The organism is Enterobacter cloacae complex sp. FDA-CDC-AR_0132 (assembly GCF_003010695.1).
GTDB lineage: Bacteria > Pseudomonadota > Gammaproteobacteria > Enterobacterales > Enterobacteriaceae > Enterobacter > Enterobacter ludwigii.
Genome location: NZ_CP027618.1, coordinates 808,791 through 826,055 on the forward strand (window position 1 = coordinate 808,791; position 17,265 = coordinate 826,055).

Below are 17,265 nucleotides of genomic sequence, written 5' to 3' on the forward strand. Positions count from 1 at the left end.
CCTTACAGATGACGGCAGAAGCCGCCGGAAACGTCCAGCGCCGCACCGGTGGTAAACGAAGCCAGCGGCGAAGCGAGGAACAGCAGAGCCTGCGCAGGCTCCTGCGGCTTACCGAGACGCGCCATCGGAATGCCGCGTTTGCGGGCAATATCCGCCATCCACTGCGGCCAACTCTGACTTTTATCCGCCCGGTTCTCAAAGCGACGCCGCCACTGGCCGGATTCCACCATGCCAAGCAAAATGGAATTCACGCGGATGCCCTTACTCACCAGCTCTTTCGAGAGCGTGAGCGTCATATTGAGCAGCGCGGCACGTGCTGCGGAGGTGGCAATCATGTGTTCCTCTGGCTGCAGCGCCAGCAGCGAGTTCACGCAGGTAATGGAGGCAATATCCGATTGCTCCAGCTGCAGCTGAAAAGCCTGTACGGGGTTAATCACCCCAAACAGTTTCAGTTCGGCTTCATGCAGCCAGGCCTCGCGCGGGGTGTCATTGAAGTGCGCCACATACCCCTGTCCGGCGTTATTAATCAGCAAGTCTGTCCCGCCAAAGCGGGACTTAACGGCCTGGGCAAAGGTCTGAACCTGGTCTGCATCCAGCACGTCGCAGCGGTGAGAGAAAATCTCGCCATCAGGGAATTCGTTTTGCAGCGACGCATGCGCGCTGGCAAGCCGGTCCGGGTCGCGGCCACAGAACGCCACTTTTGCCCCCTCGCCCAGCAGCAAGCGCAGTGTTTCAAAACCAATGCCAGAAGAACCGCCGGTGACTACCGCTACGCGCCCGTCAATTTGTGCATTCATCGCGCACCTCTTCGTTGATACGTAAAAGCTGTTGATTAAAAAACGCGTCGTTATCGAGATAGCTGGCGTGCCCGGCCAGGGGAATCGCGGTAAACGGCATGCCGTAACGTAGCGCCAGCCCCTGAACCAGCTCAGGCTGGGTAATGGCGTCCTGCTCGCCGCACCAGACTTCAAAGTCACCGGCGTAACGCTTCAGCCAGCCGTGAATATCGTCATGTGCCAGCATCCATGCGGCAGCGAGGTAGCCTTCCGGGCGCAGTTTGCGCATGCCCGCCGCAACGGTGGCAATATCGTCCTCACGCGCGCCCGGGCGTAATAATTTAGCGGCCCGGGTTTGCGCCAGGATCTCGCCCCCAAGCGCCATCTGCTGCTCCCGGTTACGCCAGACCTGCTCGCGCTGCGCCGGCTCGGCCTGGCCGTAACCCTGCGCGGCATCGGCCAGCACCAGATGCAGCACGCGTTCGGGATACTTCGCCGCAAAGGCGCTTGCCACCAGCGCCCCAAGCGAATGCCCGACCAGAACGACCTGCCAGACGCCCGCGCGATCCAGCATGGCCGCCAGCGCGTCGGCGTAATCCCCCGCGTTGGCGCGCTCAACCGCCAGCATCGGGCTTTCGCCATAACCGGGCATGTCCCACGCCAGCACGCGAAAACCGTTCAGCGCCATCTGTTTATGCCAGGAGGCAGCACCGGAGCTGATGCCGTGGAGCAGCATCAGCGGGATGCCGCTTCCCTGTTCACGAAAGCCCGTCATCGCGCCCCCTTAGTTCCGCTTCACTTTCGACAGCGGGTGATCGGCCGGATAGGTCGGGATTTCCGGCTTGTTGGTGCCGAGCATCACGCACATCAGCGCCTCTTCTTCACCATGATTGAACAGACCGCGATAGATGCCCGGCGGAACGGAGATCAGATCGCGTTCGCGCAGCACGGTTTCGGTGTAGTGATCGCCGTCCTGGATCATCAGCGTGATCTGCCCTTTAAGCATGAAGAACACCTCTTCCACATCGTCATGCAGATGCAATGGTCCCTCGCACTTCGACGGCAGCACCATGGTGGAGAAGGTAAAGTGCTCAGCCGGCACGGTATTGGTATCGCTTGCCACGCCCGTCGCCCCGGTACCGATGTAGCGCATCTGCGCACGGCGGTATTTAGGATCGAAATCGGCCTGGAACTTCAGCGCATTCCAGTCATATTTACGCCCTTCAAAGCGCGCAATGCGCGACTCGATCCACTCTTCCATGGTCAGATGGTCAGGTTTAATGCCTGGTTTTGCAGTTACGGTTGAATCAGTCATGACACTCTCCTCAGTAACGTCTCAGCAGCGGCAGTAACAGGACGCAGCCCACCGCCGCCATCACCGCCAGAAAAATCAGCCCGGAATCCATGCTGTGGGTGAAGGCGATCAACGCGCCCATCACCGCCGGCGACAGCGCGCCCGCAAAGTTTCCCAGTCCGTTGAAAATACCGCCCGCCGTCGCGCTCACCCGGGGATGGGTCGCCTTCGCCAGCAGTGCGAAAATGTTCGGCGCACCGGTGCCCCACATAAAGGTGCTAAAGCTCATCGCCGCGATAACGGCCAGCGGGGTATCAAGATGCATGACCGCCGTCAGGCCTAATCCCGCGCCAGCCATCGAGATAAAGCAGGCCACCGCGCGTTTATCGACCCGGTCAGAAAGCCATGCGCCAATCACCTCACCCGCCAGCATGGCAATAAACGGCATCGACGACAGCCAGCCCGCGTGTTCAAGATGAATGCCTTTCCCTTTAATCAGGTAACCCGGCAGCCAGCCATTGATTCCCCACAGGTAGGTGAGAAACGCGATGTTAAAGATGCAGATAATCCAGAAGTGCGGGCTGACAAACAGCTCGCGCCGCGCGGCACGTCGTTCATCTTGTGATTCGCGATCCGCAGCCGGTTTGGCACCCAGACGGATCCCGCGCAGACCGATGCGCACGAACACCAGCACCGGCACGGTGAGCATCGCCATCACAAAGAAGGTGCTCTGCCAGCCGAAGGCATTCAGCAGCCAGATAGAGAGAGGGAAACCAATCGCCGCGCCTACCGGGGTACCCAGCAGCCACAACATGGTGGCTCGCGCCTGCAGATGCTGCGGGAAGTTATGCCGCACAATGGCAAACGCCAGCGGAAACAGCGGCCCTTCTGCCACGCCCAGCAAAATGCGCAGGACGATCATGATCGTGTAGTTATGGGTAAACCCCATGGCTACCATCAGCACGCACCACACCACCATCATGCCGGTGAGCAGGCGAAGCGGTGCAATCTTGTCCCCCAGTCCGCTTAAAAAGACCGATGAGAAGCCATAGCTCAGCAGGAAGGCGCTCATCAGAATGCCGAGGCGCGTGGTGTCAAAATCTATGCCCATCGCCTGCTGGAAATGGCTGTCGGAAAAGAGCGCCGCAATGCTGATTTTGTCGAAAAATGCCAGCAGCACGCAGGCCAGCAAAGACAGCGGGATGGCCCAGCGCACCGCTTTTTCGGGCGTGCGGGTGCCCTCACCGCTTGCCTCAACCGGCGCGGTGTTAGTCTCAAATGTGGTCATGTCTCCCCCTACGGGTGCGGGTTAGCTATCGCAATGACATCAGTGAAAAAGTCGGGTCAGCCAGCGGCACATCGGACAGATCCCTTCCGGCAGCCATCCAGCGTTTCGCCAGCTTGACGGTACGCGCATCGTTGAACGCCACCAGCTGGGTCAGCCGTCCGTTTTCATCCAGTGAGAAAAACAGCGTATTATCCCGGGCAAGGGTTGTGCAGTCGGCCTGCGGAATACCGAGGATCTGAATGTTGTGCTGGTATTGATCCGACCACAGCCACGGCGCGTCGTCATAGCCGGGGGCATCGGGATTGAGCATCGCCTTTGCCGTGGCAACCGCCTGATTCTGGGCAAAGGCCCACGACTGAATGCACAGCCCATAGTGATGGTGCTGGGCCACATCACCGGCAGCATAAATAAACGGATCCGACGTTCGCCCCTGAGCGTCCACCACGATCCCGCGTTCAGTCTGCAGACCCGCATCACGTGCAAGCTCGAGATTGAGATCAACACCGATCCCGACGACCACGGCATCAAAGGTTTCACGCTGGCCGTCACAGTGAATGACCGGCAGACCATTGTTATCTTCCAGCTCCAGCGCTCCGCAGCCGGTGCGGATATCCACGCCCTGTTCGCGGTGAAGTGTTTCCAGCTGCTGCGATACCTCGGCGCTCACCGAACGCATGCACAGCGCGGGCTGCTGCTCAAACAGCGTCACGGCGACGCCACATTTACGCGCGGAGGCCGCAATCTCCAGGCCAATCCAGCCTCCGCCGATAATCGCCAGGTTTTGACTCTCTGCCAGGCGCGCCTTCAGCCGCTGTGCGTCCTGCCAGTGGCGCAGGGTATAGACCTGCGGGTGGGCCGCCCATGCATCGCCCGGCAGACGCGCCCGACCACCGGTAGCGATTAAAAGAATGTTGTAACTAAGGTATTCACCGTTGCTTAAGCGCACCGTTTTCGCGTGACGATCGAGAGATTCCGCGCGCACCGGCCGGCACCATGTCAGGTTCAATGCCTGTTGCGCCGCTTCAGGAAAGAGACGCGGTAGCGGCGCGTCCGGCTCCAGTAACGCAGCCTTGGACAGCGGCGGGCGTTCGTAGAAATCCCACGCCTCTTCCGCCACGACGCAAATCTCGCCGTCGAAGCCTTCGTCACGCAGGGTTTTCGCCGCCCAGCCACCTGCCTGACCGCCGCCAATAATGACAATGCGCGAGGTCATACCGCCTCCGGCTTTTTCTGCTGACGGCGAGTGTCGTGGTCAATCCCACCCTCAACCGCCCACTCGGTGAACGACACCAGCGAATGTTCCAGCTCGCGCGGCTGCCAGTTTTCGGTGAGGTAATCATCGTTGGTGTAGTATTCAAACGCCCCGCCAGTTGGGCTGTTGACGTACCAGAAATAGGCCGAGGAGACCGGATGACGCCCCGGGCCAATAAAGGTGCTCCAGGCGTTTTTGTTCATCGCTATCCCACCACCGATCACCTCGTGAATGTCGCGTACGGTAAAGGCCACGTGGTTCAAACCCCGCTTACGGTTAGGCAGCTGAAGAAGGAACAAGTTGTGATGCCCGCCGCGCACGCCACAGCGCAGGAACACCGCACGGTTGATGTAGCGGTCAGACACCTGGAACCCAAGCACCTCACGGTAGAACGTCTCCACCGCCGCCAGCTCCTCCACGAAGAACACCACGTGGCCCACGTTAATAGGCTGGGCGCGATCGTAGACCGGGCTTGGCGTGTCGATACGGCGGGCATCGCCCCACTGGTTAATCGGCTCGACGTTCAGCTCCACCGGCACCTGATGGCTGACCTGTACGCGCAGGGTCATGCCGTTCGGATCGCGGCACTCCAGCGCGTCGCCCACCTCACGGAAACCGGACTGCTTCTCAAGCTTCGGGCGCAGCGCCTCCAGATCGTCCCGGGTGGCGACTGCCCAGGTCATCCGGCGCAACGTATTTCCTGCTTCAAACGCTGGTGGCAGGTCAGGGCTGTCGACAGGATTTAGCTCCACGCGCGCGCCGCTCAGGGTAGTAAAACGCTGGCCGCTGGCATCGCCCGTCAGGCCAAAATCACGCATAAATTTGGCGCAGTGCGTCAGGTTCTCGACGCCAAATTCCAGCTTTTCAATTCCGGTTATACACATCGTTCGTTGCCTCGTCTGGCCCAGATTGGGCGTAAAACATGCCCGACGCAATGAAGCGCCTGGCGTTAACCTGATGATTTAACTGGCCTGTGACAAATACCCTAAGAAGCCAGAAATTTTATCCGCCGCCATGCGGACATCGTTTTGCAGGCGCTCGCGATCGGTCTGCGGGATCTCCTCCGAAGGCACCAGAATGCTCACCACGGCTGCCACCCTTCCGCTGCGGTCATACACCGGATAAACGATGGAGGAGATGCCATGACGGAAGAAGGATTCGCCGATCACATAGCCGCGTGCTTTGTCCTGCTGCACCATCTGCCACAACGCTTCACGGTCGTGGATCTGGCCCGGCGTGTTGCCCGGCAGACGCTCGTGCGGGAACAGCTGTTCGAAATCGGCTCGCGAAATATCGGTCAGCAGCATGCGTCCCAGCGACGTACAGTGCACCGGCAAACGGGTACCAATGCTCACCTGATTGATGCGAGAACCGGCGGCGCTGACGCGGGCGATATAGATGATGTCGCGCCCGTCGCGGATCGCCAGATGACTGCTGCACTGGCTGACGTCACGCAGCTGCTCGATGACCGGCTGACCGACCTGCGCCACATCCAGTGAGGCGATGTATTCAAAGCCCAGACGCAGGACGTTCATGCCAAGCGAGAAGGTATTGGTTCGCGTGTTGCGCTCCAGAAAACCCATGTATTCCAGCGTTTGTACCACGCGGTAGGCGGTGGCTTTCGGCATATCGACCAGCCTGTGCAGCTCGGCAAAGGTCAGTTCACGGTGCTGCTCGCCAAAGGCCAGCAGCAGCTGTAAGCCTCGCTCCAGCCCCGGCACCAGGTACTTCACTTCGTGATCGCTTGCCATATTTGCTTTACCTCAGTTAAAGACAAAACCGCCGTTGACCGGAATCAGCTGTCCGGTGATAAACCGCGACAGATCGCTTAACAGCCAGACCACGCTGCCGGTGACGTCTTCCGGCTGCTGCGCCCCGGTGAGCGCCCGGCCGTTTTCGTAAAGCTGATGCCGCTCTGCAGGAACATATTCCGTCGCTTCGACGCGGGTTAAGCCCGGGGCGATGGCGTTAATACGAATGCGTTTTTCACCCAGCTCGCGCGCCATTGAACGGGTCATGGCAATCACGGCGCCCTTGCTGGCCACGTAGGCCATCAGACGCGGCGCGCCCCACAGCGCGGTATCGGAAGCCACATTGACAATGGCTGCCCCTTCGCGCAGCAGAGGTACCGCATCCCGGGTAACCAGCCAGGTGCCTTTAACGTTAACGCTCATCACCCGGTCCCACAGATCCGGATCGTAATCAAGCATGTCCTTGCCGCCGACCCCGGTAGCCATCGCCGCGTTATTGACCAGACCGTCGATCGGTCCCTGTTTACCAATGGTGCTGAACACCCGCGAAATGGAGAGCGGATCGGCCAAATCGATAACGTGTGATTCAATCGCATAGCCCTTCTCACTTAAGCCATGCGCGCTTTCAGCCAGCTCGCCCTGAAGGATGTCGCACATCACCACCGCCGCGCCCTGCTCTGCGCAGGCTTTCGCGAAATGAAAGCCCAGCCCACGCGCGGCACCGGTCACCACGATGCGTTTCCCGTTCAGCAGCCCATTCATCAGGCGGCTCCCTGCTGAGCTTCACGCGCCGCCAGCTGCTCTTTCGCCGCTTTTTGCATCATGCGGCGCAGGCGCGAGAGGCCCACATCATGCTGGTAAAGGTATTCGTGTTCCCGTGCATCTGACGCCATGCTCTCCAGCACCACGCGGTCCTGCTCAAGGACTTCCCAGTGCAGTTTTTCCAGACGGTTACGGTACATGAAACGCCACATATCGCGCTGCCAGCCCTGCACGCGGCGGATACGCCAGAAGAAGACGCGGCAGTTATCGTTATCTTCCGGCACCACCATGCCAACAATGAAGAAGTGACCGCCCGGCCCGAAACGCTTCTTATAAGGAATGGACAAACGCATCCAGTAGGTGCCGCTGTTGCCCAGTTCAACCCAGTCGAAGTTGACGCCGCTCTGGCCTTTTTTCTCGAAGATAAACCCGGTTTTCGTCGGCTGCAGAACCATATCCGCTTTGCGATCCCCTTCCGCCATGGAGTGCGACGAAGAGTGCAGATAGGTGCCGTGCATCGGGTCCATCACGTTTTCCAGTGCGTACTGGTAATTGCATTTCCACGCGGCGGTGCAGAGAAAATTGCTGTAGGCGTCGGTGTCAGCCAGTTCGTCCGGGAAGCTCAGTTCGTCGGGTTGCTGATCGGCGGTAACGCCAAACCAGAGGAAGATGGCCCCGTGTACTTCCTGCACGTTGTAGCTGCGCACACACTGCTGGCCGACCAGCGGACATTTATCCACCGCAGGCACATCCTTCACTTCGCCGTTACCCGCCACTTCCACGCCGTGATACCAGCAGGCGATACGATCGCCCAGATTCCAGCCCATCGACAGACGCGCGCCACGGTGCGGACAGCGATCTTCCAGCGCCTGCACCTGGCCATCTTTGTTGCGCCAGACCACAATCTGTTCACCCAGACGGGTGATCCCCACGGGCGCAGACTGAACTTCCCAACTGGCCAGCACCGGGTACCAGAGGCCGCGCAGACCTTTATCAAGATAGTTTTGTACGGTAGTCGTCATCGCATTGCCCTCAGTAGCCGTTAACCTGTAAGAAAGCCTGGAAGCTGGCATCGCTCCATGGCTCGCCCTGCTGATCGTGCATACGTACCGCGTTCAGTCCGTTGACCAGTTCCGGCACGGTTTCCGCGCCCTGTTCGAAAAGGTCTTCCAGCGTGGAGATAAGCGTGATTTCCCAGTTTTCCGGTACGCGGCTGCGGGTCTGCCAGATCAGGTTCTGGTAATCACCGGGCTTATGGATGGCGCCGTTACCGCCCTCAGCCGGAGGGGTAAACTGACGGCTTTCCGGCAGCGCCGGGTTGAAGTTCAGACTTTCGCTCATGCCACTGTCTCCTCGACGAAGGTAATCTGGATCTGGTTTTCAAATACCCGAACCGGGTAACGATTGAGGTTACGTCCGCCGGGGCCGTGCAGGCACTGGCCGGTTTTGACATCGAAAACCGCCTCATGCAGCGGACATTCCACTTTACCGTCCTCGACGAAACCCTGACTCAGCAGCGCGTAAGCGTGCGGGCATACGTCTTCCAGCGCGTAATAATCGCCATCAATCAAATAAACGCCGATCTCTTTCCCCTCGATGTTACCGCTAAAAGGGAAATCTTCCTGTACTTGTTCTGCGTCACATACGCCTATCCAGCTCATCACGATCCTCCAGGCTTTTGTTTCATATATGAAACTCTGTTTCTTATTTAATACGGTCAATATAAAAGCGATGAATGTTTCGTCAAGCGCGAATGTGACGAATTTGTTAATCAGTCGAGGTTTAATTAGCTAAGTGTGCAAGCGATCACGAAAAAATGCAGCGATATGAAATTTTCATTATTCAGGCGTGAATGAATACATTTTTTTGATGATCTTTTATTTTTTAAAATAGAGATTGACTTCTTTTCTTTTTATTCCTTAAAAATTATATACGCGCATACCTCTGGTGTTTCACCTGTGAAACTTTAATTTAATTTATCCCATTAAAACAAAGAGTTTCACAGGTGAATCATTTTAGTTACGTGACAATAACGTTCATAAAAAATATAAACAGACAGCACGATTAAGGCGGATTAAATGACGGCAAGATGGCAAGGCACGTTGGCACTTCTGGTGCTCATTATTATTTCCTACGTTGACCGCGTAAATATCTCGGTGATGATTTTAAACCCTGAATTTGCCGAACATTTTCAGCTAAATGAAAACAGAATGTTACAAGGAATGCTCATGACCTGCTTTTTGCTGGGTTATGGTTTTTCCGCTTTACTATTGACTCCAGTTATCGAAAGCAAATTACATTACCGACAGGGATTGTTAACCAGCATTGCGATATGGGCCGTGGTCTGCGCCATCTCGCCACTGCTGGGGTCGTTGATGGGCATGCTCATCGCCCGACTGATTTTGGGCATTGCCGAAGGCCCACTCTTTTCACTGAAAACACGCTTTATCAGCGATAACTTTAGCGCCGGGGAAATTGGTAAGCCCAACGCCGTTACCGCGCTGGGCGTTTCACTGGGGCTGGCGGTAGGCTTTCCGCTGATCACCTGGCTGATGGCACACCTTGGCTGGGCGGGCTCATTTTATGCCCTCGCGGCGATCAATCTGGCGCTGGGTGGAGGGTTAATCTGGCGTTTCCTGCCGGCCCCTCAACATACGGAAAAGCGCAGAACGTCCGGGTTTGTGCAGACCTTTACGCTTGCCTGGCAGACGCCGCTTCTGGGCTGGATCCTGCTGGTTGAAATCGCCACGCTGAGTTATCTCTGGGGCAGCAGCGCCTGGCTTCCGGCCTGGCTGCGCGATGAACACCACTTCTCCCTGCACGCGACCGGCTTTCTCGCGGCTATCCCCTTCCTGCTGAGTCTTGGCTCAAAGTTTCTGGGCGGTGTGCTGCTCGACAAAATGCGCCCGGACCAGGCACCGCTGCTGTTTGTGGTGGGCGGGATCTTAACGGCGAGTTCCGTCGTCATGCTGATGCTGAGCCACCAGCCCGGCTGGCTGGCGCTGTTTATGCTCTCTGCCAATATTTTCTGGGGACTTCAGGGGGCCGCCATTCCGGCGGTTATCCAGCATCATGCGGCGCGGGAAGCCGTTGGCAGTGCCTACGGGATCATCAACGGGATTGGGAATATTTGCGCGGCGTTTATTCCGCTGCTGATGGGGATGGTGATGAAATCGGTGGGTTCAGTCAGCTCAGGGTTTTCGGTGCTGGTCGTCTCGCAGGTTATCACCCTGCTTGCAGGAGGCATGTTGCTGCTGCGCATGCGTCGCGCAGCAGCAATCCGGGCGTAAGGCTTATTCGCCTTTTTTCGCGGCCTGGATGTAGAGCATTTCCAGCGCGAGGGTGGCCGCTGCCAGAGCAGTGATCTCTGACTGGTCGTAAGCCGGAGCCACTTCCACCACGTCCATACCCACGATGTTCAGATCCTTCAGGCCGCGCACCAGTTTGATGGCGCGGTCAGAGGTCAGGCCGCCGATCACCGGCGTGCCGGTGCCCGGGGCAAACGCCGGATCCAGGCAGTCGATATCGAAGGTCAGGTAAACCGGCATATCGCCGACAATCTGTTTTACCTGAGCGATGATGTCATCCACGCCGCGATCGTTCACCTGGCCGGCATCCAGCACGGTGAAGCCATTATCTTTATCAAACTCGGTACGAATACCAATCTGCACAGAGTGGTTTGGATCGATCAGACCTTCGTTTGGCGCGGTGAAGAACATGGTGCCATGGTCGAATTCACAGCCGTTCGCGTAGGTGTCGGTATGGGCATCAAAATGCACCAGCGCCATCTTACCGAAGTGCTTCGCGTGAGCACGCAGCAGCGGCAGCGTGACGAAGTGGTCACCCCCGAAGGAGAGCATGCGTTTACCGGCAGCCAGCAGTTTTTCGGCATGGGCCTGCAGTTTTTCACTCATCTCGCGCGCGTCGCCAAAGGCGTACACCAGGTCACCGCAGTCAACCACGTTCAGGCGCTCGCGCATGTCGAAGTTCCACGGGAAGCGGTTGTGCTCCCAGGCCAGGTTAGTGGAGACCTGACGAATAGCTGCCGGACCATGACGGCCACCAGCACGGCCTGACGTGGCCATATCAAACGGCACGCCGGTGATCACCCAGTCAGCGTCACTGTCGTACGGCTGGAAGTTCATCGGGAGACGTAAAAAACCAAACGCGTTAGATACCAGAGAGTTATCGTACTGATGGCCTAAAGTGCTCATGTCCTGACCTCTTTAAAGTCGATACATTAAAAACAGATGAAAAAAAATCCCCTCCGCGTCGTTAAACCCGACGAGGAAGGGATTGATTCGTAAATCGCTTATTGGGGCGAATTATCGCCGCTAATTCATACGGGTTCAAGTGAGTATAGGCGAGGGTATTGCCCCTTGCCCTCACGCCGCCCCTCTCCAACAGAGAGAGGCAGGTTTACTTACTCGTCTTCCAGATAGGTGTATCCGTAAAGACCCGCTTCAAACTCTTCCAGGAACTGCTGCTGCAGCGCGTCGTCCAGACCGGTATTCTTCACCTGGTCACGGAACTGGGTCAGCAGCTTTTTCGGATCCAGCTGAACGTATTCGAGCATATCCGCCACGGTGTCCCCTTCGTCGGACAGCTCAACTTCCACGCTGCCGTCAGGGAAGACAAACACGTCAACCGCTTCGGTATCACCGAACAGGTTATGCATGTTGCCGAGGATCTCCTGATAAGCACCGACCATGAAGAAGCCCAGCATCGGCGGGTTCTCAGGATCGTACTCTGGCATAGGCATCGTGGTCGCGATACCGTCGCCGTCGACGTAGTGATCGATAGCACCGTCGGAGTCGCAGGTGATGTCCAGCAGCACCGCACGACGTTCCGGGGCGTGGTTCAGCCCTTCCAGCGGCAGAACCGGGAACAGCTGATCGATACCCCAGGCATCCGGCATCGACTGGAACAGCGAGAAGTTGACGTACATTTTGTCCGCCATGCGCTCCTGCAGTTCGTCAATAATCGGACGGTGAGCACGGTTGCTCGGGTCCAGCTGCTGCTGTACGTCGTGGCACATGTTCAGATAAAGCTGTTCTGCCCATGCGCGTTCCTGCAGGCTGAACGTGCCCGATGAATACCCCACATGAATATCATGCAGATCCATCTGGCTGTCGTGCAGCCACTCGCGCAGCGAACGGCGGGTACCCGGCTCGTGCATCTCCTGCCAGGTTTCCCACATGCTTTGCAGCGCACGAGGCGCGTCCTCAGCCGGTGGGGTTACCTCGGAAATTTCACTGCGTTCAACGCCGATAATGTTCGATACCAGCACGGTGTGGTGGGCAGTAACCGCGCGACCAGACTCGGTGATCACCGTTGGGTGCGGCAGGCCGTGCTCTTCACAGGCATCGCCAATCGCCCAGATGATGTTATTGGCATATTCGTTCAGGCCGTAGTTCACGGAGCAGTCGGACTGCGAGCGGGTACCTTCATAATCCACGCCCAGACCACCGCCCACGTCGAAGCACTGAATGTTTACGCCAAGCTTGTGCAGCTCAACGTAAAAACGTGCTGATTCGCGTACGCCGGTGGCGATGTCGCGAATGTTGGCCATCTGCGAGCCGAGGTGGAAGTGCAACAGCTGAATGCTGTCCAGACGACCACGCTCACGCAGAATCTCAACCAGCTGCAGAACCTGGGTCGCCGCGAGACCAAATTTGGATTTTTCGCCGCCTGAGGACTGCCATTTACCGGAGCCCTGCGACGCCAGACGCGCACGCACGCCCAGACGCGGGATAACGTTCAGACGCTCCGCCTCTTCCAGCACGATAGCGATCTCTGTCATCTTCTCGATAACCAGATAGACCTTGTGGCCCATCTTTTCGCCAATCAGCGCCAGACGAATGTATTCACGGTCTTTATAACCGTTGCAGACGATCACCGAACGGGTCATGCCAGCATGTGCCAGCACGGCCATCAGCTCCGCTTTGGAACCCGCTTCCAGGCCCAGCGGTTCACCGGAGTGGATCAATGATTCAATCACGCGGCGGTGCTGGTTCACCTTGATAGGGTAAACCAGGAAGTAATCGCCTTTATAGCCGTAAGATTCACGCGCGCGTTTAAACGCGGCATTAATGGAACGCAGACGATGTTGCAGGATCTGCGGGAAGCAGAACAGTGCAGGCAAACGCTGGCCCTGCGCCTCGCGTGCTTTCACCAGTTTGGCGAGATCCACGCGCGCTTCAGGAACGTCAGGATCCGGGCAAACGCTGATATGGCCCAGTTCGTTGACGTCGTAGTAGTTATTGCCCCACCAGGCAATATTGTAAGTGCGCAGCATCTTGCTGGCTTCCTGGGAGCTCATCGCAACCTCCTGCATGGAACGTAGTACACCCTGTTCGCCCGCTGACGAAGGCGAAAGCGAAGACATGTCGTCAGACATAGCGAACCTCAACTCTTTGTATTAAGTGTAAAACAGTTGACTACTATCGCAGCGTTATACGGCGATAACAACCCATAAACGGATCCATTTCCCAGCAGACTATGCTGAAAACCAGACCGTGCGACCGGTTTCATATTCATATCATTGTAAACACGTGTCCAAACTTAATTATGACAACGTTCGGCGAAACCACGAGAAAACTCTTGTCTTAACAAGAGCGCCCTTGTTCAGTTTTCACAAAGCGTGACCGGCCCTGGAATCCTGAGAAGCCCCGAGATGGGTATAACATCGGCAGGTTTGCAGATTAGAAATGCGGGTTGCGGGAATCAAATACGCGCCAGAACGGCTGCGCTGAATTAGCGGAAAACACTGGTTCATTATCTCGTATCACCTCCACGGCCGCTCCTGCTGAAACGGACCACAAGCCAAAGCTAAAAGTTCACTGCTTAACCCGGCTGGAAGTGGCGACACGATGAGTTCATCGAGCGCTTATTGGTATGAGCCGCGCGCCGCGTTTTATACCGAGAACAGGGGTAAATTGCAAAAGATAAATGCGCGGGTTGCCAGCGCCGTCAGGAAAAATTTCCAGCAGCGAATTCAACTCAGTGAGAGGTTAGTCAAAAAAAACTGGAAATCGGGCGAAGAACTGACCTAAAATAGCCATCCAGATGTTAATCCATCCATACTGATTAACACTCAGACTGCCAGTGTCATTAACCTGCAGGCCTTGGTAGAATTATCTCCTTTGGCTATTCCACACAGCAGCTTGAGCTAAACAAATTCCTTTTAGGTGAAATAAAACATGGCAAAACACCTGTTTACGTCCGAGTCCGTATCAGAAGGACATCCAGATAAAATTGCTGACCAAATCTCCGATGCGGTGCTTGATGCGATCCTGACGCAGGATCCAAAAGCGCGCGTCGCGTGTGAAACCTACGTCAAAACCGGCATGGTTCTGGTTGGCGGTGAGATCACCACCAGCGCATGGGTGGATATCGAAGAGATCACCCGTAACACGGTTCGTGAGATCGGTTATGTCCATTCTGATATGGGCTTTGATGCCAACTCTTGCGCGGTACTGAGCGCAATTGGCAAACAGTCTCCGGACATCAACCAGGGCGTTGACCGTGCCGATCCGCTGGAACAGGGCGCGGGCGACCAGGGCCTGATGTTTGGTTATGCAACCAACGAAACTGACGTGCTGATGCCAGCGCCAGTGACCTACGCACACCGTCTGGTGCAGCGTCAGGCTGAAGTGCGCAAGAATGGCACCCTGCCATGGCTGCGTCCTGATGCGAAAAGCCAGGTGACCTTCCAGTACGACGACGGCAAAATCGTCGGTATTGACGCGGTCGTTCTGTCTACTCAGCATTCCGAAGAGATCGACCAGAAATCCCTGCAGGAAGCAGTGATGGAAGAGATCATCAAGCCGGTTCTGCCAACTGAATGGCTGAGCTCCGCAACCAAATACTTCATCAACCCAACCGGACGCTTTGTAATCGGCGGCCCAATGGGTGACTGCGGTCTGACCGGCCGTAAAATCATCGTTGATACCTACGGCGGCATGGCGCGTCACGGTGGCGGTGCCTTCTCCGGTAAAGACCCGTCTAAAGTTGACCGTTCTGCTGCGTACGCTGCGCGTTATGTTGCGAAAAACATCGTTGCTGCTGGCCTGGCTGACCGCTGTGAGATTCAGGTTTCCTACGCTATCGGCGTGGCTGAACCGACCTCCATCATGGTTGAAACCTTTGGTACCGAGAAAGTGCCATCCGAGCAACTGACGCTGCTGGTGCGCGAGTTCTTCGACCTGCGCCCATACGGTCTGATTCAGATGCTGGATCTGCTGCACCCAATCTACAAAGAAACCGCTGCATACGGTCACTTTGGTCGTGAACATTTCCCATGGGAAAAAACCGACAAAGCCGCTCTGCTGCGTGAAGCTGCCGGTCTGAAATAATCAACTGACAGCGAATGTTAAAAAAGGCCAGCCCCGTGCTGGCCTTTTGCTTTTGTCAGCCAGAGAGCCTGACATTGCGCTTTGCGTGAAACCGATTACACCCCACCCGATATACCTCGCTTTCAGAATAATCTCTTTGCATGATCGCATGTCTTATGCTGTTACATTTCCTTTCAGTTAAGTCTGAAATTCATTCAAACGCGATGCGCATCAACTAATTTACCTCTATATTTTCAAAGCTTTAATTTTATTTACGGTTGCACACTAGTGTAACCGATTACACCAATGTGATTTATCTCACATATTTATACGGGTTGCTCACTTACCCTTAACATCGATAAAACTGATAACCCAACTGGAGGGCATAATGCCTGACAATAAAAAACAGGGGCGTACGTCCAATAAGGCGATGACATTTTTCGTCTGCTTCCTCGCCGCCCTGGCAGGATTACTTTTTGGCCTGGACATTGGCGTGATTGCCGGTGCGCTACCCTTTATCACTGAAGAGTTCCAGATAAGCGCTCACACCCAGGAGTGGGTAGTAAGTTCCATGATGTTTGGTGCGGCCGTGGGTGCCGTGGGCAGCGGCTGGCTCTCTTTCAGGCTGGGCCGCAAAAAGAGCCTGATGATCGGTGCAATTCTGTTTGTTGCAGGTTCGCTCTTCTCAGCAGCGGCTCCAAACGTTGAGGTATTGCTGCTTTCCCGTGTGCTGCTTGGTCTGGCCGTGGGTGTGGCGTCGTATACCGCCCCACTCTATCTCTCTGAAATCGCACCCGAGAAAATCCGTGGCAGTATGATTTCGATGTACCAGCTGATGATCACCATCGGCATCCTCGGAGCTTACCTTTCCGATACCGCGTTCAGCTACAGCGGCGCATGGCGCTGGATGCTTGGCGTGATCATTATCCCTGCCATTCTGCTGCTGATTGGCGTTTTCTTCCTGCCGGACAGCCCACGCTGGTTTGCAGCGAAGCGTCGTTTCGTCGATGCCGAGCGCGTGCTGCTGCGACTGCGCGATACCAGCGCGGAAGCGAAAAACGAACTGGAAGAGATCCGCGAGAGCCTGAAGGTAAAACAGTCAGGCTGGGCGCTGTTTAAAGAGAACAGCAACTTCCGTCGTGCGGTATTCCTGGGCGTGCTCCTGCAGGTGATGCAGCAGTTCACCGGGATGAACGTCATCATGTACTACGCACCAAAAATCTTTGAACTGGCGGGGTATACCAATACCACCGAGCAGATGTGGGGGACCGTCATCGTTGGGCTGACCAACGTTCTGGCGACCTTTATCGCTATCGGTCTGGTGGACCGCTGGGGCCGTAAGCCAACCCTGACGCTGGGCTTCCTGGTGATGGCCGCCGGTATGGGGGTTCTCGGCACGATGATGCACGTGGGGATTCACTCTCCAACCGCCCAGTATTTCGCGGTGGGCATGCTGCTGATGTTTATCGTCGGGTTTGCGATGAGCGCCGGTCCGCTGATTTGGGTGCTGTGCTCTGAAATCCAGCCGCTGAAAGGGCGTGATTTCGGTATCACCTGCTCCACCGCGACCAACTGGATTGCCAACATGATTGTCGGTGCGACGTTCCTGACCATGCTCAATACGCTGGGCAACGCGAACACCTTCTGGGTCTACTCCGGCCTGAACATCTTCTTTATTGTTCTGACGCTGTGGCTGGTTCCTGAAACCAAACACGTGTCACTGGAACATATTGAACGTAACCTGATGAAAGGTCGTCCACTGCGCGAGATTGGCGCACACGACTAATTCTCTGGCGGGAGGTGCCT

The 17,265-nt window shown here is 56.5% G+C and carries 19 protein-coding genes; 4 read left to right on the plus strand and 15 right to left on the minus strand.

What is annotated here, in order from left to right; all coding sequences use genetic code 11:
• Positions 1 to 2: 2 nt before the first annotated feature.
• The 11 genes from AM379_RS03845 to AM379_RS03895 form a co-directional block, all read right to left on the minus strand.
• Positions 3 to 797 (minus strand): SDR family oxidoreductase, encoded by a 795-nt coding sequence (locus tag AM379_RS03845; protein WP_106503475.1) that lies wholly within the window; start codon positions 795 to 797, stop codon positions 3 to 5.
• The gene (locus AM379_RS03850) at positions 781 to 1,551 is read right to left on the minus strand and encodes an alpha/beta fold hydrolase (RefSeq protein WP_025203266.1); all 771 of its coding nucleotides are present in this window, start codon (positions 1,549 to 1,551) and stop codon (positions 781 to 783) included. The genes AM379_RS03845 and AM379_RS03850 overlap by 17 nt, the downstream gene beginning before the upstream one ends.
• 9 nt (positions 1,552 to 1,560) lie before the next feature.
• Positions 1,561 to 2,091, minus strand: coding sequence for a cupin domain-containing protein (locus AM379_RS03855; RefSeq protein WP_020883709.1), 531 nt, complete (start codon positions 2,089 to 2,091; stop codon positions 1,561 to 1,563).
• A gap of 10 nt (positions 2,092 to 2,101) precedes the next feature.
• Complete coding sequence (locus AM379_RS03860) at positions 2,102 to 3,358, minus strand: MFS transporter (RefSeq protein WP_032678941.1); 1,257 nt, start codon at positions 3,356 to 3,358, stop codon at positions 2,102 to 2,104.
• A 25-nt stretch (positions 3,359 to 3,383) separates the two neighbouring features.
• The gene (locus AM379_RS03865; protein WP_032678942.1) at positions 3,384 to 4,571 is read right to left on the minus strand and encodes an NAD(P)/FAD-dependent oxidoreductase; all 1,188 of its coding nucleotides are present in this window, start codon (positions 4,569 to 4,571) and stop codon (positions 3,384 to 3,386) included.
• Positions 4,568 to 5,494, minus strand: coding sequence for a VOC family protein (locus AM379_RS03870; RefSeq protein WP_032678943.1), 927 nt, complete (start codon positions 5,492 to 5,494; stop codon positions 4,568 to 4,570). The genes AM379_RS03865 and AM379_RS03870 overlap by 4 nt, the downstream gene beginning before the upstream one ends.
• A gap of 78 nt (positions 5,495 to 5,572) precedes the next feature.
• A complete protein-coding gene (locus AM379_RS03875; protein ID WP_020883705.1) occupies positions 5,573 to 6,361 on the minus strand; it encodes an IclR family transcriptional regulator in 789 nt (262 codons plus the stop codon).
• A 12-nt stretch (positions 6,362 to 6,373) separates the two neighbouring features.
• Complete coding sequence (locus AM379_RS03880) at positions 6,374 to 7,123, minus strand: SDR family oxidoreductase (protein WP_032678944.1); 750 nt, start codon at positions 7,121 to 7,123, stop codon at positions 6,374 to 6,376.
• A complete protein-coding gene (locus AM379_RS03885; protein ID WP_106503476.1) occupies positions 7,123 to 8,145 on the minus strand; it encodes an aromatic ring-hydroxylating oxygenase subunit alpha in 1,023 nt (340 codons plus the stop codon). The genes AM379_RS03880 and AM379_RS03885 overlap by 1 nt, the downstream gene beginning before the upstream one ends.
• A gap of 10 nt (positions 8,146 to 8,155) precedes the next feature.
• Positions 8,156 to 8,464, minus strand: a complete 309-nt coding sequence (locus AM379_RS03890) for a recombinase-like helix-turn-helix domain-containing protein (RefSeq protein ID WP_014171555.1) — start codon at positions 8,462 to 8,464, stop codon at positions 8,156 to 8,158.
• Complete coding sequence (locus AM379_RS03895) at positions 8,461 to 8,784, minus strand: Rieske (2Fe-2S) protein (protein ID WP_106503477.1); 324 nt, start codon at positions 8,782 to 8,784, stop codon at positions 8,461 to 8,463. Before AM379_RS03895 ends, AM379_RS03890 begins: the two co-directional genes overlap by 4 nt.
• Positions 8,785 to 9,201: 417 nt before the next feature.
• On the opposite strand from AM379_RS03895, the gene AM379_RS03900 reads away from it, so the two are divergent.
• Entirely contained in the window at positions 9,202 to 10,413 is a 1,212-nt protein-coding gene (locus AM379_RS03900) for an MFS transporter (RefSeq protein ID WP_047743614.1), read from the plus strand.
• Positions 10,414 to 10,416: 3 nt separating this feature from the next.
• Here the strand turns inward: AM379_RS03900 and speB are convergent, their stop codons facing one another.
• The 4 genes from speB to AM379_RS24595 all read right to left on the minus strand — a co-directional run bounded on the left by speB (position 10,417) and on the right by AM379_RS24595 (position 13,901).
• Positions 10,417 to 11,337 carry an agmatinase gene (speB, locus tag AM379_RS03905; RefSeq protein WP_014071686.1) on the minus strand — a complete coding sequence of 307 codons (921 nt, stop codon included), beginning with the start codon at positions 11,335 to 11,337 and terminating at the stop codon, positions 10,417 to 10,419.
• A 209-nt stretch (positions 11,338 to 11,546) separates the two neighbouring features.
• Complete coding sequence (gene speA / locus AM379_RS03910; RefSeq protein ID WP_020883700.1) at positions 11,547 to 13,523, minus strand: biosynthetic arginine decarboxylase; 1,977 nt, start codon at positions 13,521 to 13,523, stop codon at positions 11,547 to 11,549.
• An 8-nt stretch (positions 13,524 to 13,531) separates the two neighbouring features.
• A complete protein-coding gene (gene yqgB / locus AM379_RS03915) occupies positions 13,532 to 13,663 on the minus strand; it encodes an acid stress response protein YqgB (RefSeq protein ID WP_071605459.1) in 132 nt (43 codons plus the stop codon).
• A gap of 94 nt (positions 13,664 to 13,757) precedes the next feature.
• Positions 13,758 to 13,901 carry a hypothetical protein gene (locus AM379_RS24595; RefSeq protein WP_419763464.1) on the minus strand — a complete coding sequence of 48 codons (144 nt, stop codon included), beginning with the start codon at positions 13,899 to 13,901 and terminating at the stop codon, positions 13,758 to 13,760.
• Between the two features lie 94 nt (positions 13,902 to 13,995).
• Here AM379_RS24595 and AM379_RS24075 point away from each other — a divergent pair, with 94 nt between their 5' ends.
• The 3 genes from AM379_RS24075 to galP all read left to right on the plus strand — a co-directional run bounded on the left by AM379_RS24075 (position 13,996) and on the right by galP (position 17,245).
• On the plus strand, positions 13,996 to 14,178 hold the full coding sequence (locus AM379_RS24075; protein WP_025203262.1) for a hypothetical protein: 183 nt from the start codon (positions 13,996 to 13,998) through the stop codon (positions 14,176 to 14,178).
• A 147-nt stretch (positions 14,179 to 14,325) separates the two neighbouring features.
• On the plus strand, positions 14,326 to 15,480 hold the full coding sequence (gene metK / locus AM379_RS03925; protein ID WP_014171559.1) for a methionine adenosyltransferase: 1,155 nt from the start codon (positions 14,326 to 14,328) through the stop codon (positions 15,478 to 15,480).
• 367 nt (positions 15,481 to 15,847) lie between these two features.
• Positions 15,848 to 17,245 (plus strand): galactose/proton symporter, encoded by a 1,398-nt coding sequence (galP, locus tag AM379_RS03930; RefSeq protein ID WP_014171560.1) that lies wholly within the window; start codon positions 15,848 to 15,850, stop codon positions 17,243 to 17,245.
• Positions 17,246 to 17,265: the final 20 nt, after the last annotated feature.

Coding starts and splice junctions, on each gene's coding strand:
- AM379_RS03895 (WP_106503477.1), bottom strand. CDS start 8,784: ATGAGCTGGATAGGCGTATGTGACGCAGAACAAGTACAGGAAGATTTC.
- AM379_RS03845 (WP_106503475.1), bottom strand. CDS start 797: ATGAATGCACAAATTGACGGGCGCGTAGCGGTAGTCACCGGCGGTTCT.
- AM379_RS03900 (WP_047743614.1), top strand. CDS start 9,202: ATGACGGCAAGATGGCAAGGCACGTTGGCACTTCTGGTGCTCATTATT.
- metK (WP_014171559.1), top strand. CDS start 14,326: ATGGCAAAACACCTGTTTACGTCCGAGTCCGTATCAGAAGGACATCCA.
- speA (WP_020883700.1), bottom strand. CDS start 13,523: ATGTCTGACGACATGTCTTCGCTTTCGCCTTCGTCAGCGGGCGAACAG.
- AM379_RS03875 (WP_020883705.1), bottom strand. CDS start 6,361: ATGGCAAGCGATCACGAAGTGAAGTACCTGGTGCCGGGGCTGGAGCGA.
- speB (WP_014071686.1), bottom strand. CDS start 11,337: ATGAGCACTTTAGGCCATCAGTACGATAACTCTCTGGTATCTAACGCG.
- AM379_RS03890 (WP_014171555.1), bottom strand. CDS start 8,464: ATGAGCGAAAGTCTGAACTTCAACCCGGCGCTGCCGGAAAGCCGTCAG.
- AM379_RS03865 (WP_032678942.1), bottom strand. CDS start 4,571: ATGACCTCGCGCATTGTCATTATTGGCGGCGGTCAGGCAGGTGGCTGG.
- AM379_RS24075 (WP_025203262.1), top strand. CDS start 13,996: ATGAGTTCATCGAGCGCTTATTGGTATGAGCCGCGCGCCGCGTTTTAT.
- AM379_RS03880 (WP_032678944.1), bottom strand. CDS start 7,123: ATGAATGGGCTGCTGAACGGGAAACGCATCGTGGTGACCGGTGCCGCG.
- AM379_RS03860 (WP_032678941.1), bottom strand. CDS start 3,358: ATGACCACATTTGAGACTAACACCGCGCCGGTTGAGGCAAGCGGTGAG.
- AM379_RS03855 (WP_020883709.1), bottom strand. CDS start 2,091: ATGACTGATTCAACCGTAACTGCAAAACCAGGCATTAAACCTGACCAT.
- AM379_RS03870 (WP_032678943.1), bottom strand. CDS start 5,494: ATGTGTATAACCGGAATTGAAAAGCTGGAATTTGGCGTCGAGAACCTG.
- yqgB (WP_071605459.1), bottom strand. CDS start 13,663: ATGAATATGAAACCGGTCGCACGGTCTGGTTTTCAGCATAGTCTGCTG.
- AM379_RS03885 (WP_106503476.1), bottom strand. CDS start 8,145: ATGACGACTACCGTACAAAACTATCTTGATAAAGGTCTGCGCGGCCTC.
- AM379_RS03850 (WP_025203266.1), bottom strand. CDS start 1,551: ATGACGGGCTTTCGTGAACAGGGAAGCGGCATCCCGCTGATGCTGCTC.
- galP (WP_014171560.1), top strand. CDS start 15,848: ATGCCTGACAATAAAAAACAGGGGCGTACGTCCAATAAGGCGATGACA.
- AM379_RS24595 (WP_419763464.1), bottom strand. CDS start 13,901: ATGAACCAGTGTTTTCCGCTAATTCAGCGCAGCCGTTCTGGCGCGTAT.